General features: G+C 58.7%; 20 protein-coding genes. 15 read left to right on the forward strand and 5 right to left on the reverse strand.

What is annotated here, in order from left to right:
• The first annotated feature begins 81 nt into the window (after positions 1-81).
• The 8 genes from ABX74_RS27050 (at position 82) to ABX74_RS27095 (ending at position 9,414) form a co-directional block, all read left to right on the forward strand.
• Positions 82-483, forward strand: coding sequence for a hypothetical protein (locus ABX74_RS27050; RefSeq protein ID WP_053062085.1), 402 nt, complete (start codon positions 82-84; stop codon positions 481-483).
• 299 nt (positions 484-782) lie between these two features.
• Complete coding sequence (locus ABX74_RS27055; RefSeq protein ID WP_053062086.1) at positions 783-1,931, forward strand: helix-turn-helix domain-containing protein; 1,149 nt, start codon at positions 783-785, stop codon at positions 1,929-1,931.
• 173 nt (positions 1,932-2,104) lie between these two features.
• A complete protein-coding gene (locus ABX74_RS27060; RefSeq protein ID WP_223258024.1) occupies positions 2,105-2,464 on the forward strand; it encodes a hypothetical protein in 360 nt (119 codons plus the stop codon).
• A gap of 253 nt (positions 2,465-2,717) precedes the next feature.
• Positions 2,718-3,146, forward strand: coding sequence for a hypothetical protein (locus ABX74_RS27065; RefSeq protein WP_144419600.1), 429 nt, complete (start codon positions 2,718-2,720; stop codon positions 3,144-3,146).
• 697 nt (positions 3,147-3,843) lie between these two features.
• Positions 3,844-4,329 (forward strand): hypothetical protein, encoded by a 486-nt coding sequence (locus ABX74_RS27075; RefSeq protein ID WP_189637355.1) that lies wholly within the window; start codon positions 3,844-3,846, stop codon positions 4,327-4,329.
• A 3,053-nt stretch (positions 4,330-7,382) separates the two neighbouring features.
• On the forward strand, positions 7,383-7,745 hold the full coding sequence (locus ABX74_RS27085; RefSeq protein WP_019747490.1) for a GntR family transcriptional regulator: 363 nt from the start codon (positions 7,383-7,385) through the stop codon (positions 7,743-7,745).
• Complete coding sequence (locus tag ABX74_RS27090; protein WP_047890128.1) at positions 7,742-8,677, forward strand: ABC transporter ATP-binding protein; 936 nt, start codon at positions 7,742-7,744, stop codon at positions 8,675-8,677. The genes ABX74_RS27085 and ABX74_RS27090 overlap by 4 nt, the downstream gene beginning before the upstream one ends.
• Positions 8,674-9,414, forward strand: a complete 741-nt coding sequence (locus tag ABX74_RS27095) for a hypothetical protein (protein WP_047890129.1) — start codon at positions 8,674-8,676, stop codon at positions 9,412-9,414. The genes ABX74_RS27090 and ABX74_RS27095 overlap by 4 nt, the downstream gene beginning before the upstream one ends.
• Before the next feature lie 150 nt (positions 9,415-9,564).
• Here the strand turns inward: ABX74_RS27095 and ABX74_RS27100 are convergent, their stop codons facing one another.
• Complete coding sequence (locus tag ABX74_RS27100) at positions 9,565-10,056, reverse strand: FBP domain-containing protein (RefSeq protein WP_047890130.1); 492 nt, start codon at positions 10,054-10,056, stop codon at positions 9,565-9,567.
• 234 nt (positions 10,057-10,290) lie between these two features.
• Positions 10,291-11,475, reverse strand: coding sequence for an adenylyltransferase/sulfurtransferase MoeZ (moeZ, locus tag ABX74_RS27105; RefSeq protein WP_047890131.1), 1,185 nt, complete (start codon positions 11,473-11,475; stop codon positions 10,291-10,293).
• Positions 11,476-11,779: 304 nt separating this feature from the next.
• Between moeZ and ABX74_RS27110 the strand changes: the two genes are divergently transcribed.
• The 7 genes from ABX74_RS27110 (at position 11,780) to ABX74_RS30505 (ending at position 18,322) form a co-directional block, all read left to right on the forward strand.
• A complete protein-coding gene (locus ABX74_RS27110) occupies positions 11,780-12,994 on the forward strand; it encodes an acyl-CoA dehydrogenase family protein (RefSeq protein ID WP_189637356.1) in 1,215 nt (404 codons plus the stop codon).
• 133 nt (positions 12,995-13,127) lie between these two features.
• The gene (locus ABX74_RS30985) at positions 13,128-13,340 is read left to right on the forward strand and encodes a MoaD/ThiS family protein (RefSeq protein WP_223258025.1); all 213 of its coding nucleotides are present in this window, start codon (positions 13,128-13,130) and stop codon (positions 13,338-13,340) included.
• A gap of 147 nt (positions 13,341-13,487) precedes the next feature.
• Positions 13,488-14,189: a class I SAM-dependent methyltransferase gene (locus tag ABX74_RS29745; RefSeq protein ID WP_053062088.1), complete on the forward strand. Its 702-nt coding sequence runs from the start codon at positions 13,488-13,490 to the stop codon at positions 14,187-14,189.
• A gap of 200 nt (positions 14,190-14,389) precedes the next feature.
• Positions 14,390-16,054, forward strand: coding sequence for a hypothetical protein (locus ABX74_RS27125; RefSeq protein ID WP_223258026.1), 1,665 nt, complete (start codon positions 14,390-14,392; stop codon positions 16,052-16,054).
• A gap of 46 nt (positions 16,055-16,100) precedes the next feature.
• Positions 16,101-17,378: a wax ester/triacylglycerol synthase domain-containing protein gene (locus ABX74_RS27130; RefSeq protein ID WP_029254671.1), complete on the forward strand. Its 1,278-nt coding sequence runs from the start codon at positions 16,101-16,103 to the stop codon at positions 17,376-17,378.
• A 280-nt stretch (positions 17,379-17,658) separates the two neighbouring features.
• Positions 17,659-18,120, forward strand: a complete 462-nt coding sequence (locus ABX74_RS27135) for an Hsp20/alpha crystallin family protein (RefSeq protein ID WP_029254670.1) — start codon at positions 17,659-17,661, stop codon at positions 18,118-18,120.
• A gap of 58 nt (positions 18,121-18,178) precedes the next feature.
• Complete coding sequence (locus ABX74_RS30505; protein WP_019747498.1) at positions 18,179-18,322, forward strand: hypothetical protein; 144 nt, start codon at positions 18,179-18,181, stop codon at positions 18,320-18,322.
• Between the two features lie 375 nt (positions 18,323-18,697).
• Here ABX74_RS30505 and ABX74_RS27140 read toward each other — a convergent pair whose 3' ends face one another.
• The 3 genes from ABX74_RS27140 to ABX74_RS27150 form a co-directional block, all read right to left on the reverse strand.
• Entirely contained in the window at positions 18,698-19,114 is a 417-nt protein-coding gene (locus ABX74_RS27140) for a hypothetical protein (RefSeq protein WP_029254669.1), read from the reverse strand.
• A gap of 12 nt (positions 19,115-19,126) precedes the next feature.
• Positions 19,127-19,888 (reverse strand): pentapeptide repeat-containing protein, encoded by a 762-nt coding sequence (locus ABX74_RS27145; RefSeq protein WP_029254668.1) that lies wholly within the window; start codon positions 19,886-19,888, stop codon positions 19,127-19,129.
• 243 nt (positions 19,889-20,131) lie between these two features.
• A complete protein-coding gene (locus tag ABX74_RS27150) occupies positions 20,132-20,962 on the reverse strand; it encodes a peptidoglycan DD-metalloendopeptidase family protein (RefSeq protein ID WP_223258027.1) in 831 nt (276 codons plus the stop codon).
• Between the last annotated feature and the right edge of the window lie 301 nt (positions 20,963-21,263).

The raw sequence follows: 21,263 nt of genomic DNA on the forward strand, positions 1-21,263 counted from the left end.
ACCCCCACCCCCACGGGCCCACGGTTGGCATAGCAGGTCCCTTCCCGCGCATTACGAACAATCCGTTTTTTGGAGGACATAATGACACCCAGAAAGCCTGTTTCGGCAGGTCGCAAGCTCCGCAGGGAGCTCGACAAGACCCTCAGAGAGGCCTCGAAAGACGGCGAAAAGTGGGAATGGGACAGCCGAGAAGTGGCATTACTGGCCCTGATCGAGTCCCAGGCGGACACCATCGAGAAACTCGATCAGACCATCACCGAAGACGGATTGACCGCCACAGGCTCGACCGGACAGACCAGACTGCACCCCGCAGTGACCGAAGTCCGACTTGCCCGCTCCGCCCTGGCGAAGCTCCTCGCGCAGCTGCAGCTCCCCGAGGATGCAGCGGCCGGCGGATCCCAACTGTCGGCGAAATCCCGCCAACACCAGAAGGCCGCCGACTCACGGTGGAATCGGCAGCGCTGGCAAGCTAAGAAGTCGTGATGGCACGCGCAAAGTCTGTCGGCCCTCGCACCGGCACCGAGTATGCAAGGCTTCTTGCGCGGCGCTAGTCGCGGCACGTCAAGTATGACGACAAGCGTCCGGACTCACCCCGCGGATACGCTCGTCTCGTATCAGCGTTTACTCCTTAGCTTCGCAGCGAAGGCACTGACGACCAGGTCACCACCACTCGCGCCGCACTCGGGACAGCTAACCTCCCGGCGTGTCGGAGCTCGGGCCGGGCGTGCATCGATCCCTAGAAAGTCATTGCGAAAATCGCAAGTACAACCTATCGTGACTACATGCTCTCCAATGATGTGTCCGCACGCGTGCGTGAACTGATTGCACGGAGCAATCTGTCAGATGCTGACTTTGCAAGTCGGGTCGGCTTGGACGGCCCGAAACTCTCAAAGTCTTTGTCCGGCGATCGCAGGTTCACGTCTGTCAATTTGGCCAGGATTGCCCAGTTCACCAACACAACTGTCGATTGGATCCTCGGTCGTGATGACGAATCGCCTGCACTGGCGGCTCGCCACGATTCCGGCGGCGTTACCTCCGAGGAAGAAACCCAGGTCGCAATCGAGAAGGCGACAGAGTGGGCGAAAGTTCGCGCTGACCTGAAACGACTGGGCTACCCGCAATCGGAATGCGCGTTTCAGTCTGAGAGCCGAGGCAGGAGCTATATCACCGATGGTGAGAAGCTGGCAGCGGACGCTGTCTCATACCTCAGATCGAAGAACATTGACCACACCAGCGATCGGAACCTAATCGACATCGTCGAGGATTGGTTCGGCGTAGATATCGCAGTTGTCCCGGCAGGCTCCAAGTTTGAAGGTTTGACATGGAGGGACGGTTCATGCCGTCTGATAGTTATTGGAACCTCGAGCGTTCCAGGTCGACGACGCTTCACACTTGCACATGAGCTTGCGCACCTACTGGCCGAGGACAATCAGAAGCTGACCTTGGACAAGGTGGGGGGCGAGCGTGACTCCTCCGAGATTCGGGCCAATACTTTCGCCGCTTGTTTCCTCATGCCGGAAAAGGTCATTAGGGAGAAGCTCGCTAACGAATCGGTGGATAAGGACCAGTTTGCTGCGCTGTCATGCGAGATGTTCGTGACACCCACGACACTGGCGTGGCGATTGTTCAATCTCAAATTGATCGATGGTCAAAAGCGCCGAAATTTGTCCCAGCTGACCGCGATGGAGGCCGCAGTCATCGCCGGACAAACCGCCGAGTTTTCCTCCTGGATCAAGAATAGTTTGACACCCAGGCTTCCGAGGAAACTTGTCGAAGACGCAGGTCGGGCCTACTTGGACGGGCGGACCACACTCAGGCCGTTTGCGAATCTAGTTGGTGTCGACACAAAGGAGCTTCGCTCCGCTCTCGAAGCGGAGAGAAGTGAGCTCGACATGGAGATGGACAACGAGAAAGTCACTGTCCTCGCGTGAGTCAGTGTTGGTTTCCGGACAACACGGTGCTATGCAACTTCGGTGCCGTTGGGCAACTCGAACTCCTTGAGAAGATCCTTGACACCCGTGGCCGATGGACAGAAGCAGTGGAATACGAGGCACAGCAGTCGAGTAGATATCTGCCGGCACTTGGCGGCTCTGGGCTCTCATTCATGGGCGATTCCATCGCCATCGAAGAAGTGTCGGACATCGAGCGGGTTTCGCACTTGAGACGAGCAGTGTTCGGCGGCACTGATGCGAACCCACTCCAGCACCTCGGTGAGGCGGAAACGTGCTTCCTCATTTTGAACCGAGATCAGTACGCTGGATCGAGATGGATCACTGACGATCGGGATGCGCTCGAATTCGCGAAGGCAAATGGCATCCTGACGTGGGAATCATGGCATCTCATGAGCGAAGGCGTGGCAAACTGCTACGTCGACGAACATGAGGCGTTTGATCTGCTCGGTGACATGCGAGCGAAAGGCCGGGGGCTGTGGATTCCCCCTCGCCCGGTAGATCTACGTCGGTGATTGCAGTGAAAATTCCCCAATCGCCTTTGCTGGCAAAGGTTGATTTCCTGTCGATTCAGCCCCATCTCGACCTACCTTCGAGTTCAATTAACTCGGCCGCATCGACGGAGCGCCCGATACAGGTTCGCTGAATAAAGCCTTGGGGCGAGTAAGTAGCCACTACAAGTCTGGATGAGTACCTTTTCCCAGACGCTTCGTTCAATACAATCAAGACCATATTGCCGATCACAGTGCAGAATTGGAGAGTAACGTCATGGATTTTGCGACATGGATCCCAGTATTCACAGCCCTGATCGGCGGTTTAGCTGCTGGAGTGATCGCTTATTTCACTAACCGTCAAACCTCGCGCGATGTGAGAACAAATCTTCGAACGGATGCCGAGTTGATGCAATTGCTTCCCGAGGGAAACCTGGGACGCGCTGCTCTGAATGACCATATAAACAATAGAATCACAGCCTTATGTCAGTATGAATCCAATGCTCGTAGAGACTTCGGCAAGTTTATTGCCGGAATGTTCTTCGTAATCGTGGGTGCACTCTTCGCCATGCCAATTGTTTACAACGATGGAGGATGGACCTGGATGTTCGCTCTACCGGCTGCGATGTTCGTCATCGTGGGCGTTATCGGCGGCACGCCTGGTTTGCGAAAAACAGTCCGAGAGCAGCCAACGCCTACGTCCTAGCAGAAATATGATTGCTGTTCTCATCGTCATTGGGGTGACGTTCAGGCGAGCGCGCTTCGGATCTGCGAACAAGGCCAGAGCTCCGCGCACGCGACGCACGGGACGTCTCGCTCCTCACTGGCAGTTGTGTGCTCACGCAGAATGCCAAGGTTCACCCTGACGACTCCCTCGTACCCTGGACCCTTCTTTGCGAGGTCATTGGCGCGCTCGCGAACACCCTCCCGAACGTACTCATAGGGACCGTCGATGTTGTAATGAGCCATAGGCGGCAGGATACCGACACGGCAGTGACGCGCGTACAGACCCGGTGCCAGCGCGTTCAACCGTGGTCATTTGACCACGGTTGAACAGCAAGTCTGGAGCTCACTGATGACTCCCAGACTCGAAACGCCGTCCGTATTCAGCGCCCACCGGGACGGTATCGACAAGCATTGGATTTCTCCGATACAGCGCGATAAAGCCCGATAAATCGGCATTTCTGAACCAACTGTGACGGTATTCGTCACGGTTGGCGCACCTGAGGTAAGTACTACTGACCCCAGGTCGTCGTCTGCCGAGCTGGTGTGAGCCAGACTCACAGCGGATGATCATCGGTGTTCAACACTGATCAGGTCCGGCGCTCTGGCTGGTGTCGATACTGCCGACCCCAGACCTGATCATTGTTAGACACCCATCAGGTACGCGAAACGACGCAGGGTTGTACGACTGGTATGAATTGCCAATGGGATTGACGCTTGTAATCATCGGCTCGGGTCTCCAATTTCTCGCCCTCGCCTTCACTCTGTCCCAGATCATGGGCGTGATAGGCATCCGCCGCACCTTGATCCAAACAGTGGCCGACGGATATCGACGCCTCCGTGGCACGCGATCCGCGGAGGTGCATGTTGTGGCAGCGCGTGCGTATGGACACGGCACGGACCATGCGAAGGTCATCGTCGCGGGGGAAACCGATATTGACCGGCTGAACCGAGTCGTCAATGGTCTCGAAAGCAGGGTCTCTGATATGGACGCTCGAATCGTTGACCTCGGCATCCGAACAAAGTGGGAGCTCGATGATCGTTTGTCCCAACTGCAGATCGACAGGCGCAAACAGGCTGAGAAAGACGCGACATTGGCATGGTGGGGCGTCGTCTGCGTCGGATTGGGAATCGTTTTCCAGGTAATCGGCTCCGTACTTCAGTGATCAACAGATACCGGACCGTATTTCAACTACGCTCAGCCTGAGAATGGGGTATGCCAGACAGACCCCATCCGCGACCTGCCCTCATCAGCAATGAGGGCAGCCGTCTATCGGGCGGACACCAGATGCAAGGGTGTCCGTACTACTTACACCCTTTTCCGAGCCTCCTCGGGAAACTTCCCGGCGCCGGGAAATTCTCCCGGCCCGAAACTTTGCCCGATCCCGCAAAGTTTCGGGCTCTCGGAAGACTTTCGCCGCGTCGCGAAATTTTTTCGGTGACCGCCGATGAACCCTCGCCAACGCTTCCCAACCCCGGGAAGCGATACGGGATCCCGTAAAAGATTACCGGCCCCGGGGACCTTCTTAGGCGGCCGCATGGAAAGGGTGTACACGCACTGGACACCCTTTTTCCTGGAGCCACGAAAAAGGGTCGTAATCAGATAACTACCCTCGACCTGATCGGTGTTGAACACCGATCAGGTGTCTGCCCGTTGGGCGCCAGGAAACTGGGGTGTGTCTGACATGCCCCATCGGCCGGCCACTTCCTGGCACTGGGAAGTGGGCACGCAGCCTTCCGCCCGCCCAGTGGTACTCACTTCTGAGTACCCCTCTCCTTGGCGATGTCACAGCGATGTCACTAAAGGGTTGAATTCGGCCCGGATCACTACGTACTGCAACGGACCATATCCGCACTTCGACGGCATGATCGCAAACGTGCGCGGACTAGTGAAACCGGGTCAGGCCGACTTCCCAAGCTGAATACGCGGGTTCGATTCCCGTCATCGGCTCCACAGATTCTCCGCAGTTCAGAGTCCTTTTTGGGGCAGACGAACTTCGCTTGTTTGGGTCCCAAATCCTGTGACAGGTACACGGCAGGTACACAACCTCCTCCATTCAGTGATCAGTTAACGAGTATCCAACGCAAATGGGGGTGCTAGAGGACCGGATCTCGGAATTCTGCAGTTCATCGATGCCGTCCGACTGGTCGTGCCCCGGCCTAAATCGGTGTCCATTGCGCGCACTGTCAGGAGAGTGCTGTCGACCTCGAAGCCGATGGTCGCCGGTACCTCGGTTCGTTTGCCGTCCATCAGTGATTCGAGCGCGACTACCAACCGATGGGGTTGGAAACTGTCTCTGCTCGGGCACCGCGCGCTTATCAGTTTTTAAAACCGATCTGCCGTAGCGCACCCGGACACCGGGGACCACAACTCACGCAAGAATGCAGGTCTTCTCACAATCACAACTGTGAAAATACCCAAGTCCGTCAAAAATCACCTTCGAAAAGCATCAAGTACGTATTCTTCCTCAGTACCGGACAGCCCTAACCGTAAGCCCCAATGCACGACCATCGGTCTGCACATTAAAAACCCTCACCAACCTACATCTTGTGCATGCTCGGATCATCCGTGGATCGACTCATACACTCCGGATCCGGAAGAGCCGGATAAATCTCGAAGAAATACCCCAGTTTGGAGGACTGTCACATTAGCGCCACGCTACCTTCCCGAAGATCTTAAAAAACCGGCAGGTTGGCCCCAATTCGATAGAAGGCCGTAGGTGTCCAGAGTCGAAACCTTATTACTCGCAAGCATTGCAGCGTCTTCCCTGGTTATGACGTTCGGAGCTACGGCTTCTCACGCAACTCCCAAACCGGGCAACTTAGGTGGAGGCAATTTTGGTGGACCTTGGTTGGTGGACTAAAACTCCTCGAACGGCCTCGGATATCAGGACAGTCACCTCATTCGGTCCAGGCTCGCCCGCTTACATTGCAGGTCCCAATTTCGATAGCATGGCCTCTGCCCTGTATGCAGTAGCGAATGCTGCCGGGTTCTAGGCGGAGAGAGGAGGTGAATTTGAAATGAATAGCGTTCTCTTTGCTATCGTCAACGTGATCGTGGCGATGGCGAACGGTTCCACGATCCCCTTCTCATTAGAAGGCGCAGGGCCACTAACCGCCCCCGACTTGTAGGAAGATCGGCCGACCGCATGTGAATGACAGTTTCAGCTCTGCCTGAAACCTGCATATCAGCAGATGCGTGGATCGTGCGGTGGTCACAAACACAATCTCCCCTACCTGTCCGGGAAGGGGAGATTGTGTTTGACAGGTCCCATGCCACGGTGAGGCAGCTACCGATCTCGGACGCGAGCGGGAGCTGTCTCCGATGTTGACCACGATGGACCTGTACCTAGTTGGCACAGAACCTAGTTGGCACAGACCACTTTAAGTCGTCGACCAGGTAGCCGGTGGAAGCGCTTCGGTCTTCGGCCTGATCACGGGCGGCCGCACTATTTGGTGAGAATCGGTCGGTCGCCTCTTGAAATGTAATTGGCGAATCGCTCAATTCCTGCTTGTGAGAAGCTCCCTCGGCCTGCGCGTTTCAGTGCGGCTTCGACGAATGGGAGCGGTTTCCTGCGGTATGTGCGGTAGATGCTGTCGAGTACTGGTTGCAGTGCCCGGCGTGCGAGGTCTGCTGTTTCCGGGTCTGAACCCCCGAACTTCACTGTCACATTCGGCATTGATACCCCTGTTGGTCGAGTGTCCGATTCCCTGGCCGGAAGCGTACGTATCGGGATCGCGAATCAGTACAGAAACACCAAAACGAGGCGCTAAGTCCCTACTTGCGGTGGATGCGATTCCGTCTTTGGGTTGACGAAAAACAGCCCGACCGCGGCGTGCGGTCCGGCTTCTGTTCTACGACTCCGGGTTACGCCCCGAAGCCGAGGCCGCGGGTTTCGTCTGTTCACGTTGGGTGGCGAATTGCCGATGCTGACGGGTGTTTCGGTCAACCCCGTCCCGTGGTCGACCACCTAGATCGGCGGTTCCACGGTTCCGCAGAAGCTCAATGCCTGTGCGCAGCGCCCCCGGGATCTGGAAGTCGTAGCTGGTCTGCATCCAAGCTGTTCCATCAGCCTCTGCGATGAATATCCCGATGGGTAGCGCTCGGAGACCCAAGGCATCGGTGCCAGATTCCGCGATCTCATTGCCAACATGCCCCACGACGTTCTATGGTTCATTACATGAGTAATGAACCAGTGAACACCGGGCGTCGATCATCGTGATCGACGACGGACGACCACTGTTCCAGCAGATCGCCGAGCAGATCGAAGGCTCGATCATCGACGGCTCACTGCCGGAAGACGGGCAGGTGCCCTCAACCAACGAACTGGCGGCGTTCCACCGAATCAATCCGGCGACGGCAGCCAAGGGCCTCAATCAACTCGTAGGCGAGGGGCTCCTCTACAAGAAACGGGGAATCGGAATGTTCGTCACCGTCGGCGCCCGCGACGCACTCAGGTTCAGACGACGAGAAGCGTTCGCGCGCCAATACATCGAGCCGTTGGTCATGGAGGCCGACCGCCTTCAGATTTCCCTCGACGAACTCAAATCCATGCTGGACGACAGGAAGGCGGACCGATGAACTCAAGCACGACAACGACCAAGTCGCACGTCAGGCGTTTCGACGAAACTGAACTCGTCGCCTCGATGCGAGCAGTGAACAGAAGCTACGGGGACGTCGATGCGCTCTCGGACGTCTCGTTCGAGATCGGCCAGAACAAAATCTACGGCCTGCTCGGACGTAACGGCGCAGGCAAGACCACGATCATGCAGATACTGACCGGACAGGACCTGCACACCAGCGGCGACGTCGAGGTATTCGGCGCTGCCCCTTTCGAAAATGCCGACGTCCTGGCGAACGTGTGCTTCGTCAAGGAAAGCCAGACGTACCCCGAGGACCTCAAGGTCAAGCATGTACTCGTCGCCGCCGGCCATCTGCTCCCGAATTGGGACCACGCGTTCGCCGAGACACTGCTCGACGATTTCCAACTTCCACTGTGCCGCAAGGTGAAGAAGCTCTCGCGCGGCATGCGGTCAGCGTTGGGAGTGATCATCGGACTTGCCTCCCGTGCACCGCTCACGCTCTTCGACGAGCCGTATCTCGGCCTCGATGCCGTTGCACGCCAACTCTTCTACGATCGCCTGCTTGCAGATTATGCCGAACATCCTCGCACTGTAGTGCTTTCGACTCACCTTATCGACGAGGTAGCCAATCTGCTCGAGCACGTGATCGTCGTAGACAGCGGCCGGATTGTCGTCGACGAGGACGCAGACGCACTGCGAGGTCCCGCCGTAGTGGTATCCGGCCCCCTTGATGCGGTGGATGCTGTTGCCGCGTCCGGCAGGGTCCTGCGCCGGGAGACACTAGGCTCCCACAGCCGAATCATGTTGCAGGCCGATGTGACCGAGACCGAGCGAATCCGACTGCGGGAGGCCGGAGTCCAAGTGGAACCGGCATCTTTGCAGGAACTTGTCATCGCGACTTCGACGCAGCGCAAGGAGATCACCGCATGAGCATCGCAACGACAGCGCCACGGACGGTCCCGAAGGCGCCCACCCGGTCCAGGATCGGTTCCGTCCTCCAACTGCACACGGTCGCGTGGCCGTTGCTGATCGCCTGGCCGGTGGGCATCCTTTTGATCTCTTTCCTCGTCAGCTTCACCATCTACGCGATCGTCCGGAACGATGAGGGTGAGGGATTCACCGGCAGTGTGTTCTCCGTTTACGGTTTCGTGCTGGCGTTCTACCTCCAGTCGATGACCCAGACGTTCCCGTTTGCACTCGGACTCAGCGTGACTCGCCGCGAGTTCTTCACTGCCACCACGATAATGGCGTTGGCACAGTCCGCAATCTTCGCAATCGCCCTACAACTGCTGTCAGTGGTGGAGTCCGCCACCAACGGCTGGGGCGTGCACATGCGCATGTTCGGCATCGCACGCTATTTCACCGACAGCGCAGCCGTTCAGTTGCTCGCGCTGTTCGCGACGCTGCTGCTGACCAGTTCGATCGCAATGCTGACAGGTGCGATCTACCAGCGATGGAGGACCACCGGTCTGCTCGCCTCTCTCACCGGTCTCTTCGGTGTGCTCGGCCTGTCAGCGATCGTAATCACCTGGGCCAACTGGTGGCCGGCGATCGGTTCGTGGTTTGCCGATACTTCCCGAGTGGTGCCGATGGCACTACTTCCATTGGCCCTGGCCATCGCCTGCATAGCCGGAGCCTGGGTCACTTTACGTCGAGCAACGCCCTGACCGAGTAATCATGTGCGACGCCAGATGTCGCACCGTCTCCGAGTGCCCCTCGGATCGACACCGTCCAGGCAGTTCGACCCCCTCCCTATGGCAGGAAGGGGGTCGAACTTCGCAACAGTACGCGACTCGCTCCCGATTGGATGGCCCTCGCTACTGCCGAGCCACTCGCTCGACAAAACTCGAAGCACGCAGCACCAGTTCATCTTTCCGGTCCCGGCGCGCAGCGGCGGCATCGTAGCCGGCATACGGGAGCGGGGGGTCGTTACGAACATTGGCCGAGCACTGGAAGTCTCGGCAGATCAGTGTTCCGACTGTGCTGCCGCGTCGACCAGCTGGCCCGGCCAACTTGGCGCCGTAGAAGACGACCTCGTTGGGAAGGCGCGTGTCACGGCACCAGGAACACTGGGCACGCGACCGCGGAGTGGCTTGCGCTTGAACGAGCAAGACTCCGATGATCTCCCCGTCGAGTGTCGGGACGATCGCGTAGGCGCGTCGGCCCATTTTGGGATCTCGCCAGCCCAGATAGTCGAGAGCGTCGAAGTCGATGGTGTCGAAGCCATCCGGCAACGTGAGATCAGTCTTCTCCTTACGGCTCGCGTTGACGAGGCTGGAACGAACAGATGTATCGGTCAAAATGATCATGGGTGTATGCCAATCGTGGATCGGTGAAGGTGGGTACAGCTCATGGCCCGACCAGCACCTAGTGCTGTCGGGTCCGAAATGCGCTATCTGCTGCCGGCGAAGACGACGCCGACAACCCCCTCACGCCCATGGGGCATCACGATGTCCACACCCCGATGGTAGCCACAGGTCCTCGACACGGGCCACTCGATTTAGCATCGAGCTTTCACACGGATCTGTCCGAGCCACAAATGTTCAGTACGTCGGGAGCGTCGTGTCGATCTGCTGCGCCCAGGCGATAACGCCTCCCTGCAAGTGCATTGCATCCGAGAATCCTGCGTTCTTGAGCAACGCCAGAACTTCAGCTGACCGGACGCCGGTCTTGCAATGCAACACGATTGGACGGTTTTGCGGAAGGTCGGCCAGAGCTTGACCGGACAGGAATCTATCCTTCGGTATCAATGTGGCTCCCTCGATCCGCACGATGTCCCACTCGACCGGCTCGCGGACGTCGATCAATTCGATGTCCCCACCACCATCCATCAACTTCTTGAGTTCGTGCACGGTTATCGTGGATCCCACTGCTGCGCTTTGTGTTTCCTCCGACACCGTGCCACAGAACTGTACGTAGTCGACGAGTTCGGTGATCGGCTCTCGGCTCGGGTTGCGACACAAGGCAATTGTCCGGTAACTCAGTTCCAGAGCGTCGTACACCACAAGTCGGCCCAGCAAAGAGTCACCCATACCTGTGATGAGTTTGACAGCTTCCGTCACCATGATCGAACCGATCGATGCACAGAGGACGCCAAGAACTCCGCCTTCGGAACACGACGGCACCATTCCAGGCGGCGGCGGCTTCGGGTACAGGTCACGATAGTTCAGACCACGGCCGTCTGGCGCATCCTCCCAGAAAACCGAAACCTGCCCCTGGAAACGATAAATCGAACCCCACACGTACGGTTTGTGCGCCAGCACCGCCGCGTCGTTGACCAGGTACCGCGTGGCGAAATTGTCTGTGCCGTCGACGATCAGGTCGTAACCGGCGAACAGTTCCACAGCGTTCTCAGGTTCCAGCCGAAACGTATGTAATTTGACGACGATTCCGGAGTTGATCTCGGCGATCGAATCTCTCGCACTCTCGGCCTTGGGCCGACCCACGTCGGATTCTCCGTGGATGATCTGCCGCTGCAAATTCGAAAGATCGACGTCGTCGAACTCGACAATTCCCAGCGTACCTACGCCGGCTGCAGCGAGGTAAACCAAGGCCGGCGAACCGAGACCACCGGCACCGACCACCAACACCTTGGCATTCTTCAGTCGGCGCTGACCTTCAACGCCAAGATCAGGGATGATGAGATGGCGACTGTAGCGCGCGATCTCCTCCGTGGTCAGTGTCGCGGCCGGTTCGACCAGCGGCGGCAAGGAATGCGGCAGAGTCATGCCCGTTCTCCCTACATCGTTTGCGATACCACGCAACTCTCCCGGCAAGACACAGAGATCAGCTATTGCGCCTGTATGGCGGATGACTATTAGACGCCTACTGACTTCATGTTTCCACAGCTACCGCGATGGCGTCACCGTTTCGATACTTTGATTTAGTGAACCAACTTCCAATAATTCGCCCGTCGGTAGCTGGTGAAAATCAAGTCCAAACTATTGATCACCCAAGATGCAAGATATACGCTTACGGTGATTGCAATTGATTCCGATACGTGAAAACAACCACGGAAAATGGAGTGCAACCGTGATCGATGTCGACGCTCGCCGTGCAGAAGTCGCAGAACTTGTCCAGAGGCGTTGGGGAACTCTCCTGACAGAGATCAGCAGCACGATAGTCGAGCGAGATGATGCGAGAAAGCCTCCACCTGCAGATTTGATGGCTGCAACCGGACAGACGGGACTACAGGCGTTGTCACTGCCACCCGAGGTTGGCGGGGAGGGTGTCGACGCGTTGACCTGGGGAATGGTCCTGGAGCAAATCGGCTACTTCTGCAAAGATTCTGCACTTCCGTTGATCATCAATCATCAAGTCGATATCGCACGTCTCATTTGCGAGTCAGGACGCAACGATTTGATCGAAAGGTATGCGCGTCCTGTCGCCGAGGGCCACTGCGGCGCCGGAATCGCATACACGGAGAATGCCGATGCCTTCTCATTTCGAACTGTGCTCCACCAAAAGGAGGACGGATACCTACTTAATGGCTACAAGTCGTATATAACCGGCGGCCAGATGAGTGACTATTTCTTGACTTACGCACTGGACCAAACCGGAGATATGCTGGCGTGCCTGGTACAAAGCGATGATCCAGGTGTCACCGTTACCCCAGCTGTTCCGATGGGAATGAAGACAGCGGGTGCTTCCTCCATCTCCTTTGACAATGTCATGCTTCCGACCGAGCGAATTCTCGAAGCGAGCGACGGGCTGACACACGCCCAGCGGTTCCTCGGAAATCAACGGCTGTGGATCGCCTGTGCGCCCCTAGGTCGAGCACAAGCAGTGCTGGACGAGTGCGCAGTGCAATTAGCGGGAACGACTCGCTATGGAGAACCGGTTACGGACTTGAAGAACGTGCAGGCGTCGCTGGGTCGGATGTACATAGCAATCGAGTCAGCCCGCGCCATGCTCTATCAAGCGCTGATCCGCGTTTCAGAGGGCAACACCGAGCCGGTTTTCGATCCGATGGTCTCAGCCGCCAAAGTCTTTGCCGTCGAGCAAATCCGATTCGTACTCGAACGCGCGCTCGGAATCCTCGGCGGCTTCGCGTTTTACGAATCGCCTCATCTCGGCAGATACATGCGTGATTTCGCTGGTCTGTCTCTGGCAGCCGGCACACAGGATATCTTGGAAGTCAACCTCGGCGCGGGGGTGGTGGCGCGCGCTGGTGGTATCCCAAACCTGTTCGCAGCCAACCACGGCCAGGCTTCTCCTGAGCCACGGGTGGGCGCAGACGTTGCATGACAACTCGCGCGCTCGGACTTCCAATCGGCAACTGCCACAGGAAACTCGGACCTGAGCAAGTCACTGGGAACGGAGAACAAAAGTGATATTCGAATTCAGCGGCATTCTGCAACGTGCGGCCTCGACTCGCACAGTGTCCATACCCGCGACCACTCTCGAGAGTGCACTGGCAGAGCTGACATCCCAAATGCCAGAGGTCAAGCGAATCCTCCTTGACAATCGAGGAAAACTGCGTCAAGCACACCGTATTGTCCTGAACGACAATCTCATCCAGGAACCAGAGGCGACCATGGCTCTGTGCTCGGATGATCGGGTCGCTTTCTACACCGCTGTGGCCGGCGGATAGAACCCGACGGGCAGGCGTTGTCCTCTCAATGTATGGCAGAGCGGGGTAGTTGTGGGTGAGGCAGTAGCAAACGACGGTTGGTGGGGTGTCCGCGCGGCTGATTGGGCGGAAGTCCAACAAAAAACGATCAGACCAGCGTCTCTAGCGGTGCTCGAGCAACTGAGACTGCGACCCGACGATCCGATCCTGGACATCGGTTGTGGCGAAGGTAATTTCAGCCACCTTGCCAGGGAGCGAGGTGCCAGGGTGACCGGGGTGGATGCTTGTCCGGAACTTGTCGAAATCGCGCAACAGAACACTCCGAGCGGGGACTTCCGCGTCGGCAACATGGAAAATCTCCCCTTCCCTGATAGCTCTTTCAGTAGTGTCACGGCCTTCAACAGCCTGCACTTTGCAGGTGATCCGATTCGCGCAATCGCAGAAGCGGTCAGGGTGATGCGCCCCGACGGCGCTATGGCTCTCGCGGCGTGGGGTCCACCGCACGAGTGCGACTCCATCACCTACCTGGTCGATCTCGGTGGACTGATGCCACCTCCTCTGTCGATCCCGCAGGTCGATTTCGACATGACAGATATCGAAACGCTCGGCGATCTCGTGGTCAGGGCCGGGTTAAGTCGCTCCAAAACTTATGTGGTGGAATGTCCTTGGGAGTATAGCGACATCGACACGGCCCTACGCGGATTGCTCTCGACGGGGCCAGCGGCGCAGGCGATCAACTACTCAGGGTTGGCCGAGGTCGTCGACACGATCACGGAATCGATTGCGCCATTTCGACGCGATGACGGGTCGTATCTTATGGAGAACACCTGTCACTATCTCTTCGCGCACTCCAAGCCCGGAGTTGGTTAAGCACCGAGACCGCTTCGAGCCGAGATCGACTCTTCTTCGCGGTGGAGTGCAGCGATCTGTCGAAGCCTACGAACATGCGTGCATGACAATCTCTCGAGCGCTCCGAGCACCTCCCAATGTGTGGCTGTACCGCAATGGACACAGATGGACAAACCTCACAATCCGCAGATTCAACGTGCCGATCATGCGACAATCGGACGGTGAACGAGACCGCGAGTGGAGTTTCGCACCCGTACCGATCGCGACTGTCGACCGTCGGCATCCTCTTCGCCGCCGGCCTGCTGTGGTCCACTCCCCTCTCCGCAGCCACGCCGACCGAAACCGGGCCGGCCAGGTGCGTACCATTCGGAACCGCCCAACTGCCACCCGGCGCACCCTCGGGAGGCGGACGAGTCGGGTTGGAAAACCTTCCGTTGTTCAACGGCACGGCCACCCCCTCTTCCATCGAGATTCGCACGCCAACAACCCAATTCAATCGATTCTGGGACTTTATACTGGTCGACCACGACTTACTCACTCGTCCGCGGGCGCCCGGCGAACCAACGACCGAGCCATGGCGTTTCGTACCGATGCCCGAATGCCTACGTGGACGACTGGTCGGGATATCACTGGACGACGACGAACTCGTCGCAGTCGACGACAACGGCTGGATTTACACGATGGACAACGCCTCCCAGGACCCGCTCGTGTGGAACTGGACTTCCGCGTGGGGTGCGCCCCTGTGGAGCGGCACAGGCCGACAACTTCCGGGAGACCGGCCGAACGGGTGGGCACTGAGCGTCTCGTCGCCTTGGGATAATCAAACTTTCACCGACATCGCAGGACGGATTCACTTCGTCGGACTCGCCAAGATGACGATGATCCCCACGCTGACCGCGGACGGCAGCCGAATAACCTACGCAGACCCGTGGCTGCCCAACGACGACAGCTACGAGATCGGCGGCCCGCTCGGCGGGCGATTCCAGGCGGACTCGCTGTCGGCGGCCGGATCAACCACTTTCGTGATGAACACGTACGGCGACATGTACACCCGCACATTTGATTTCGATTCTTCGGGATCGGACTCGATCTTCTTCCGCTACAGCTGGGAAGATCAGTCGGACAAGCCGTCGGCACCCAACCTCGTGGCCGAAACACTGGACCGCAGCACCGCCGCGATCCAACTTCCGGCACCGGACTGGGTGCACCAGCCCAAGATTCCCGGTGAAGTCACATCCGCGATCAGTGTGCACTCACTCGGCCCCGGCCCGAACCGACGGGAGTTGCGTGTCGAGGGCCGCCGCGGCGCCGAATCCGGTTTCTGGCACAAGGATCTCGTCGGGGATGCTTGGGAGTTCACGCCGACTGGCGCGTCCCTCCTCGGCACACTGATCGAAAACGCGCCGACAGACCGGTCGACGGATACCCTGTCCCCCGCTGCCCCCTGGCACTTGTCCACGACCTTGCCCGCCCGCGACGGCGCCATCGACGGTCAGACTCTGATCGACATCGGGTTTCCGTACTCTGTGGTGGATCCGCGCATGCTGGACGCGATCGGCCAGTACGCACAACCGTCCGGATACCGACTGGACGTGGACCATTTCGACCCGGTCGCCACCACCCGGACCGCGACCGTGACTGCACCGGATGGCACGGTTCTTCCGGTCGTCCTGCACACCGCCGACGGACTACGGATGACTCCCCGCGCATCCGGCCTCGATGCCGATCCGCGCCACCTCGTCGGGGCAATCGAGATCCCGTCGGACGCGTACGCGGATCGGGCATCGAACCCCGCTCTGAACGCGTTCGTGCAGGACTGGATGCGCGGAAACCACATTGCCGCGATCACGCTCAGCGCCACCGACCGTGACTTGGTGATCCGCTAGCCGAAACCAGCGTCGTCCACCGTGTCGCCTCGATTAGGCTCAGCAGATGGTCGACACCACACCCGACGTGCCGATATCACCCGTCGACGCTGCGAGCTTCCAGCTCGGTGTGGATGTCCAGCCGTACCTTGTCACGATTGCCGGTCTGCTCTCTCCGGGCGGCTTTGTCGACAGCGACGGTCGACCGGATCTAGCGCATCTTCACCGAACACTCGCCGCGCAGATCGCGCAGGAACCGTTGTTGCGGCAACGACCGATTATGCGGAATGGGTCATGGTGGTGGACGGAAAGCAACATAGAGGTCGACCTCCATGTCTCACTGGAGGAACGCGGCCCCACCGAACCCGACTTCGAAGCAGTTTGTGGTCGACTTGTGATGCAACCCCTTGACACCACCCGACCGTTGTGGCACATCGCATTGATTCCTGTAGCTCGAACTGGTCAGTGCGGCATCGTCATTCGAGTGCATCATGCGGTTCTCGACGGCGCCAGGGCCAGCGACCTTTTCGAGCGCTTGTTCGCCTCGCCTGATTCGAAAAAACCCGACCCAGGGGCGCCACCAACGGCGAAAACCGGCCACTCCCCCGAGCCACACATCCCCCAGAAGGCCAGTTCCCTGGACCTCCTCCGATTTCGAATCGGGACGTTCCTACATCGGCCGATCCGATCACGGGTACTGCTCGGCACAATCGGCACCACGAGATCCATCGCTTCCGTCAGCACCCGGACCGCTCCGGTCGTGCGCGGTGCGCAAAGTGCGGGAGGCACATTGAACGATGCCTACCTCGTTGCAGCGGGCACCGGACTGCGATTCATCCTCGAAGATCGTGGCGAGTCCATTCCGAAAACGATCGCCGTATCGGTCCCCGTCGCAGTCACAGCAATCGGAGACGCACGCAACGCCGTCGGATTCATGATCATCGACCTCCCACTTCAAGAAACAGACCTGGAACGTGCCGTCGCAATCGTCGCGAAGCAAACTGCGGCCGCAAAACCGTCCGCACGTGCGGCAGGAACAACATTTCGGTCGCCGCGTGTAGCCGGCATCTTCGACAAATTCGCGAAGCGACAGCACATGATCGGTGCAGTGGTGTCCAATGTTCACGGACCACGCGGTCCGCTCACGCTCGACGGGGCAGCGCTCGTCCAACTCTGGCCGCTCGGCCCGTTGGCGGGCAATGTTCGAATCGGCTTCACAGCAGCGTCCTACAACGACAAATTCTGGATCGGAATCCAGACCGATGCCGAGCATCTCCCTCCGGCAAGCAAGATCGCGCAAGCCGTAGAACGAGCTCTCGACGAAATAGCCAGCACCACAAGCTGACTGGCACTTCATCACACTCGTTCGAGGCGGATCGAACCGAGGCATCTGCGGATTCTTGAACCCAGGTGTCCTGATCCAGCAGGACTCGAGTGATCGCGTGATCACCGAACAGCCACGCCCCCCAGATGCTCCCGAAAATCTAGCCGAAGTTCAGTCGAAGAATCTGGCACTCAAGGTTGCAGAGTGCCAGATCGGTTGGTTATCATGTTCTCGCACAGTGAGTTCGGTCGCCGTCGAGGTGACGGTGGCCTTTCTTAGACGATACGGGAGGTGTGTTGCTGTGCTTCGTTTCGATCCCTTCACCGACATCGACGCGATCACCAAGTCCTTGCTTGCTACCGGAACCGGCAGCAACCGAAGTCCACGTTTCATGCCGATGGACCTCTACAAGATCGATGATCACTACGTCCTTCACGCCGATCTTCCCGGCGTCGACCCGGGATCGGTGGACGTACAGGTAGATGGCTCGACCCTGACCTTGACCGCGCACCGCAGTGCTCTCTCCGAAGATGGAGTGACGTGGCTGGCCAGTGAGCGTTTCACGGGAACGTATAGAAGGCAGCTGTCCATCAGTGAGGACATCGACTCCGAGCGGATCGTCGCCTCGTACGACAACGGCGTGTTGACCGTGAGCTTGCCGATCACAGAGAAGGCGAAACCGCGGCGGATCGAAATCGCGTCGGGGCCGCCGTCCAGCACTGCCAACTCCGAGGCAGAAACTCAGGGACAGATCGAAGCCTGACCTGAACGGCTTGGCACGAAATCGACTGTACAAGAACCTTTCATCCAGGAGGTCCACTATGCCCGCGCCAATCATGGCCCCCGCCGCAGCTCTGGCTGAACCGGTCGTCTGGAACGAAGATCCGCAGCGACAAAGGTGGTGGACGCGCATACTCGCGGCCGGCTCGCCGGAGAATTCATCCAACGACGAATTTCAACCCTGACAAGACCCGACCGCGATCGCCGAGTGCGTTCACCCGCAACTGAATTGAGGTCTTCCGTCCGTCTATTCGGGCGGACGGAAGGCCGTATTCAGTCGTCAAGCCCGGGCGAAGCCTGAGGATCGTTCCACGACGCAAGCCGAAGATTCACCAACCTCAGCTAGATGAAGAATCGCCCGAAATGGGCGGAGCGGGACGAAACACTCACACAACAAGGACGAAGCGCGCCGACACCGGCCACCCGTGACACGTACGGTTACAACGTATATACACATCGTATAGCCGGAATGTCCGGATTCATTGGGCCCACCGCAGTGTTTGATGCCAGAGAGCGACAACAGCCTGACGAATTTGGGAGCGCAGCATTTGTCATTGCCATCACAGCTTTGATTCGCGCTCGCCACTGTCATCGAGGATCAAGAACTCGATCTTCGCCCGCTCCCCGTCCGCATCGAAGTCGTTGTCGCGGTCTGAGACACGCGCGATCAGTTCCGTCAGTGCCACATGGATCGTCGTGTACAGAAATGCACGCGGGTCGGACACCCCCATCACGTCGTCAGTGTTCATCTGTACCTGCGCCGTAGCGGTGCGCCGGCCCAGAAACACACGTGGAAGCCGGATCCCGGTCGGATCGGTCACCACGGTGATGTCGCCACCAACGACAACAAACAGATCGAAGTCGTACTGCATCGCGATGCGCCTCAGCCGGTGTCTGAGCCGAGTCAACTCCTCGATGAAGTCGAGCGGCACCGACGGTCCACCGAACACTGTTCTGAACGTGACCCCGCGAGTCATCGATCTCCCCCTTTACGAATCATCCATTTCAGGATCGAGGGCCATACCCTCTGTGTCGCCCATGCCAAGTGCTCGGGCATATCGACCGGCATACCGCTCCAGTGCGACTGCTGAATCGGCCTCACCTGCCCATTGATCCGGAATCGCGGCGCCGTCACCCGTTGTTCGCGACACTCGCGCCTCGGAGAACTCGACAGCGGTCCGGGTGAAGGAACACCGCACAAAACTCGTGGCCGCCGAGAATCGTGAGCCGCCGAAAGTGCACTCCACGAAAGAGGTATCGGCGAACTGCGCACCAGGCAGGTCTGTGTCGTCGAATGCACATCGTTCGAACACAGTATTGGGCACGGAGCGGAGCCCGCGTGCTTTGGCTCCAGTGAAATCGCAATCGACCACCCTCGGTCCGAGCGCCAGACGCGAGAGCGTGGCACCCCGGAAACTGCACCGTTCGAATCGGCGATTGAAACGGGGCTGTCCGGTCAGTGCCACGAAATCGAAACGGCAGTCGAATAATTCGGATTCGAAGGCGGAGATCGCACCCCGAGCGAAACTCAGATCAATCCGTTCCAACGTGAGATACCGGATGTCCAATCCACCGCTACCCGCTGTCAGGCCACGCACATCGATCAGCCCGTCATCGGTCTCCGCCCATGGGGAGACGAGAGTGTGGGGCGGCTTGACGATCCGCGACTGATCGAGCAGCTGCGCCCGTAAATTGTCGACGCCCTCATCTGACCAACGTCGACGTAGGGAGGTGATCGCGGACCGGTTCACGGGCTCAATAGTATCGGCAAGATCCCCCGCGATTGGCCGTGGCTGCCCAAGAAGCGAACCGCCACGCATCAGCACTTCGGTAGGAATCACTTCTCGGAGCGCGCAAACAGCCGGACCGTGAAATACACGGCCCGGCTGCAGCGCTCACACGCACCACCTGGAACTCGGAGTTAACTCGGGTACTGGAACCGGTCGTATACGAATCTTTGACTCATCCCAGGATCAGTATCGAATTATCCACTCTCACAGATTGATTACGTCGCCCACAAAGATCTGGTCGGGATCGGCGATCTGTGGATTGATGTCCCACAGCTGCTGCCAGGTGAGACCTCGTTCTGCTGCGAGGCCGAACAATGTATCACCGGCCGCAACGACTACCTCTTCGCCAGACACTGGAGCCTTCGACTCCGGAATGCTCTCTACCGGTGCAGATTCGGCTGCCTCAGAGTAGACAACGGGAACTGGCGCCGGTTCCGGTGCGGATTCGGGTGCTACTTCCGGCGCGGGCGCGGGTGCGGGTGCTGGTGCTGGTGCTGGTGCTGGTGCGGGCACGATACTCGACCCGGTATCGCACGCCCCGATCGAACTCAGGAAGGACATGGGATCGACGGCGCCACCACTGTGAATGCGGAGGTGCAGATGTGGACCGGTGGAGCTACCGGTGTTACCCGTTGCCCCGATCTGGTCGCCTACCTCGACGTGCTGCCCCACACCGACCCAGGTTTCGGAGAGGTGGCCCATCTGAATCTGCTCGCCACTGTCCGCTTCCAACTGGATGTACGTTCCGTATCCACCCGGATCATTGGGTCCGGCAACAGAAATCGTGCCCGATGTCGGCGCGTGAAGCGCGGTGCCGACGTTGACAGCGAAGTCGACTCCGTCATGTCCCGCGTGGTACCCCTGCGAAAGTGATCCGCTTACCGGCCACTCCCAACTGCAACTCGCCGACCAGCCCTGCGCACCGGCGGTACCTGCATTGACAACTGCTCCGGCCCCCACAAGGGCGCCCAGTCCTGCAGTTACGGCGATGAATCGTTTTGTGCTGGAAGGCTTGTGTTTTCTGTGCTTACTCATATTTTCCTTGACTGATGTGCTCGGAGCCGGCGCAGGCTCTACCGCCAGACAGCACTCAGTACGTGCTGAGCTACGCGGTGCATCGCACCGAGACTCCGTTGGAGTGAAATTTTCGGATTGCGCCATGGAGAGAAGTACGGTGACCACTCTCGAACGCGATTGCGCGCATAGACCCGCAGGTCTGTATCTCCTGGTGACAGCACAGGAGATACGGGTTCTACATCGAGGCAGTGCCTGAATCGATCGTTGATCGAGGACTACGAATGCCGGACCGAACTGAGGGCATTTCGTTCGAAGATCG

Source organism: Rhodococcus sp. ARP2, assembly GCF_001029585.1.
In the GTDB taxonomy this organism is placed as follows: Bacteria; Actinomycetota; Actinomycetes; order Mycobacteriales; family Mycobacteriaceae; genus Rhodococcus_F; species Rhodococcus_F erythropolis.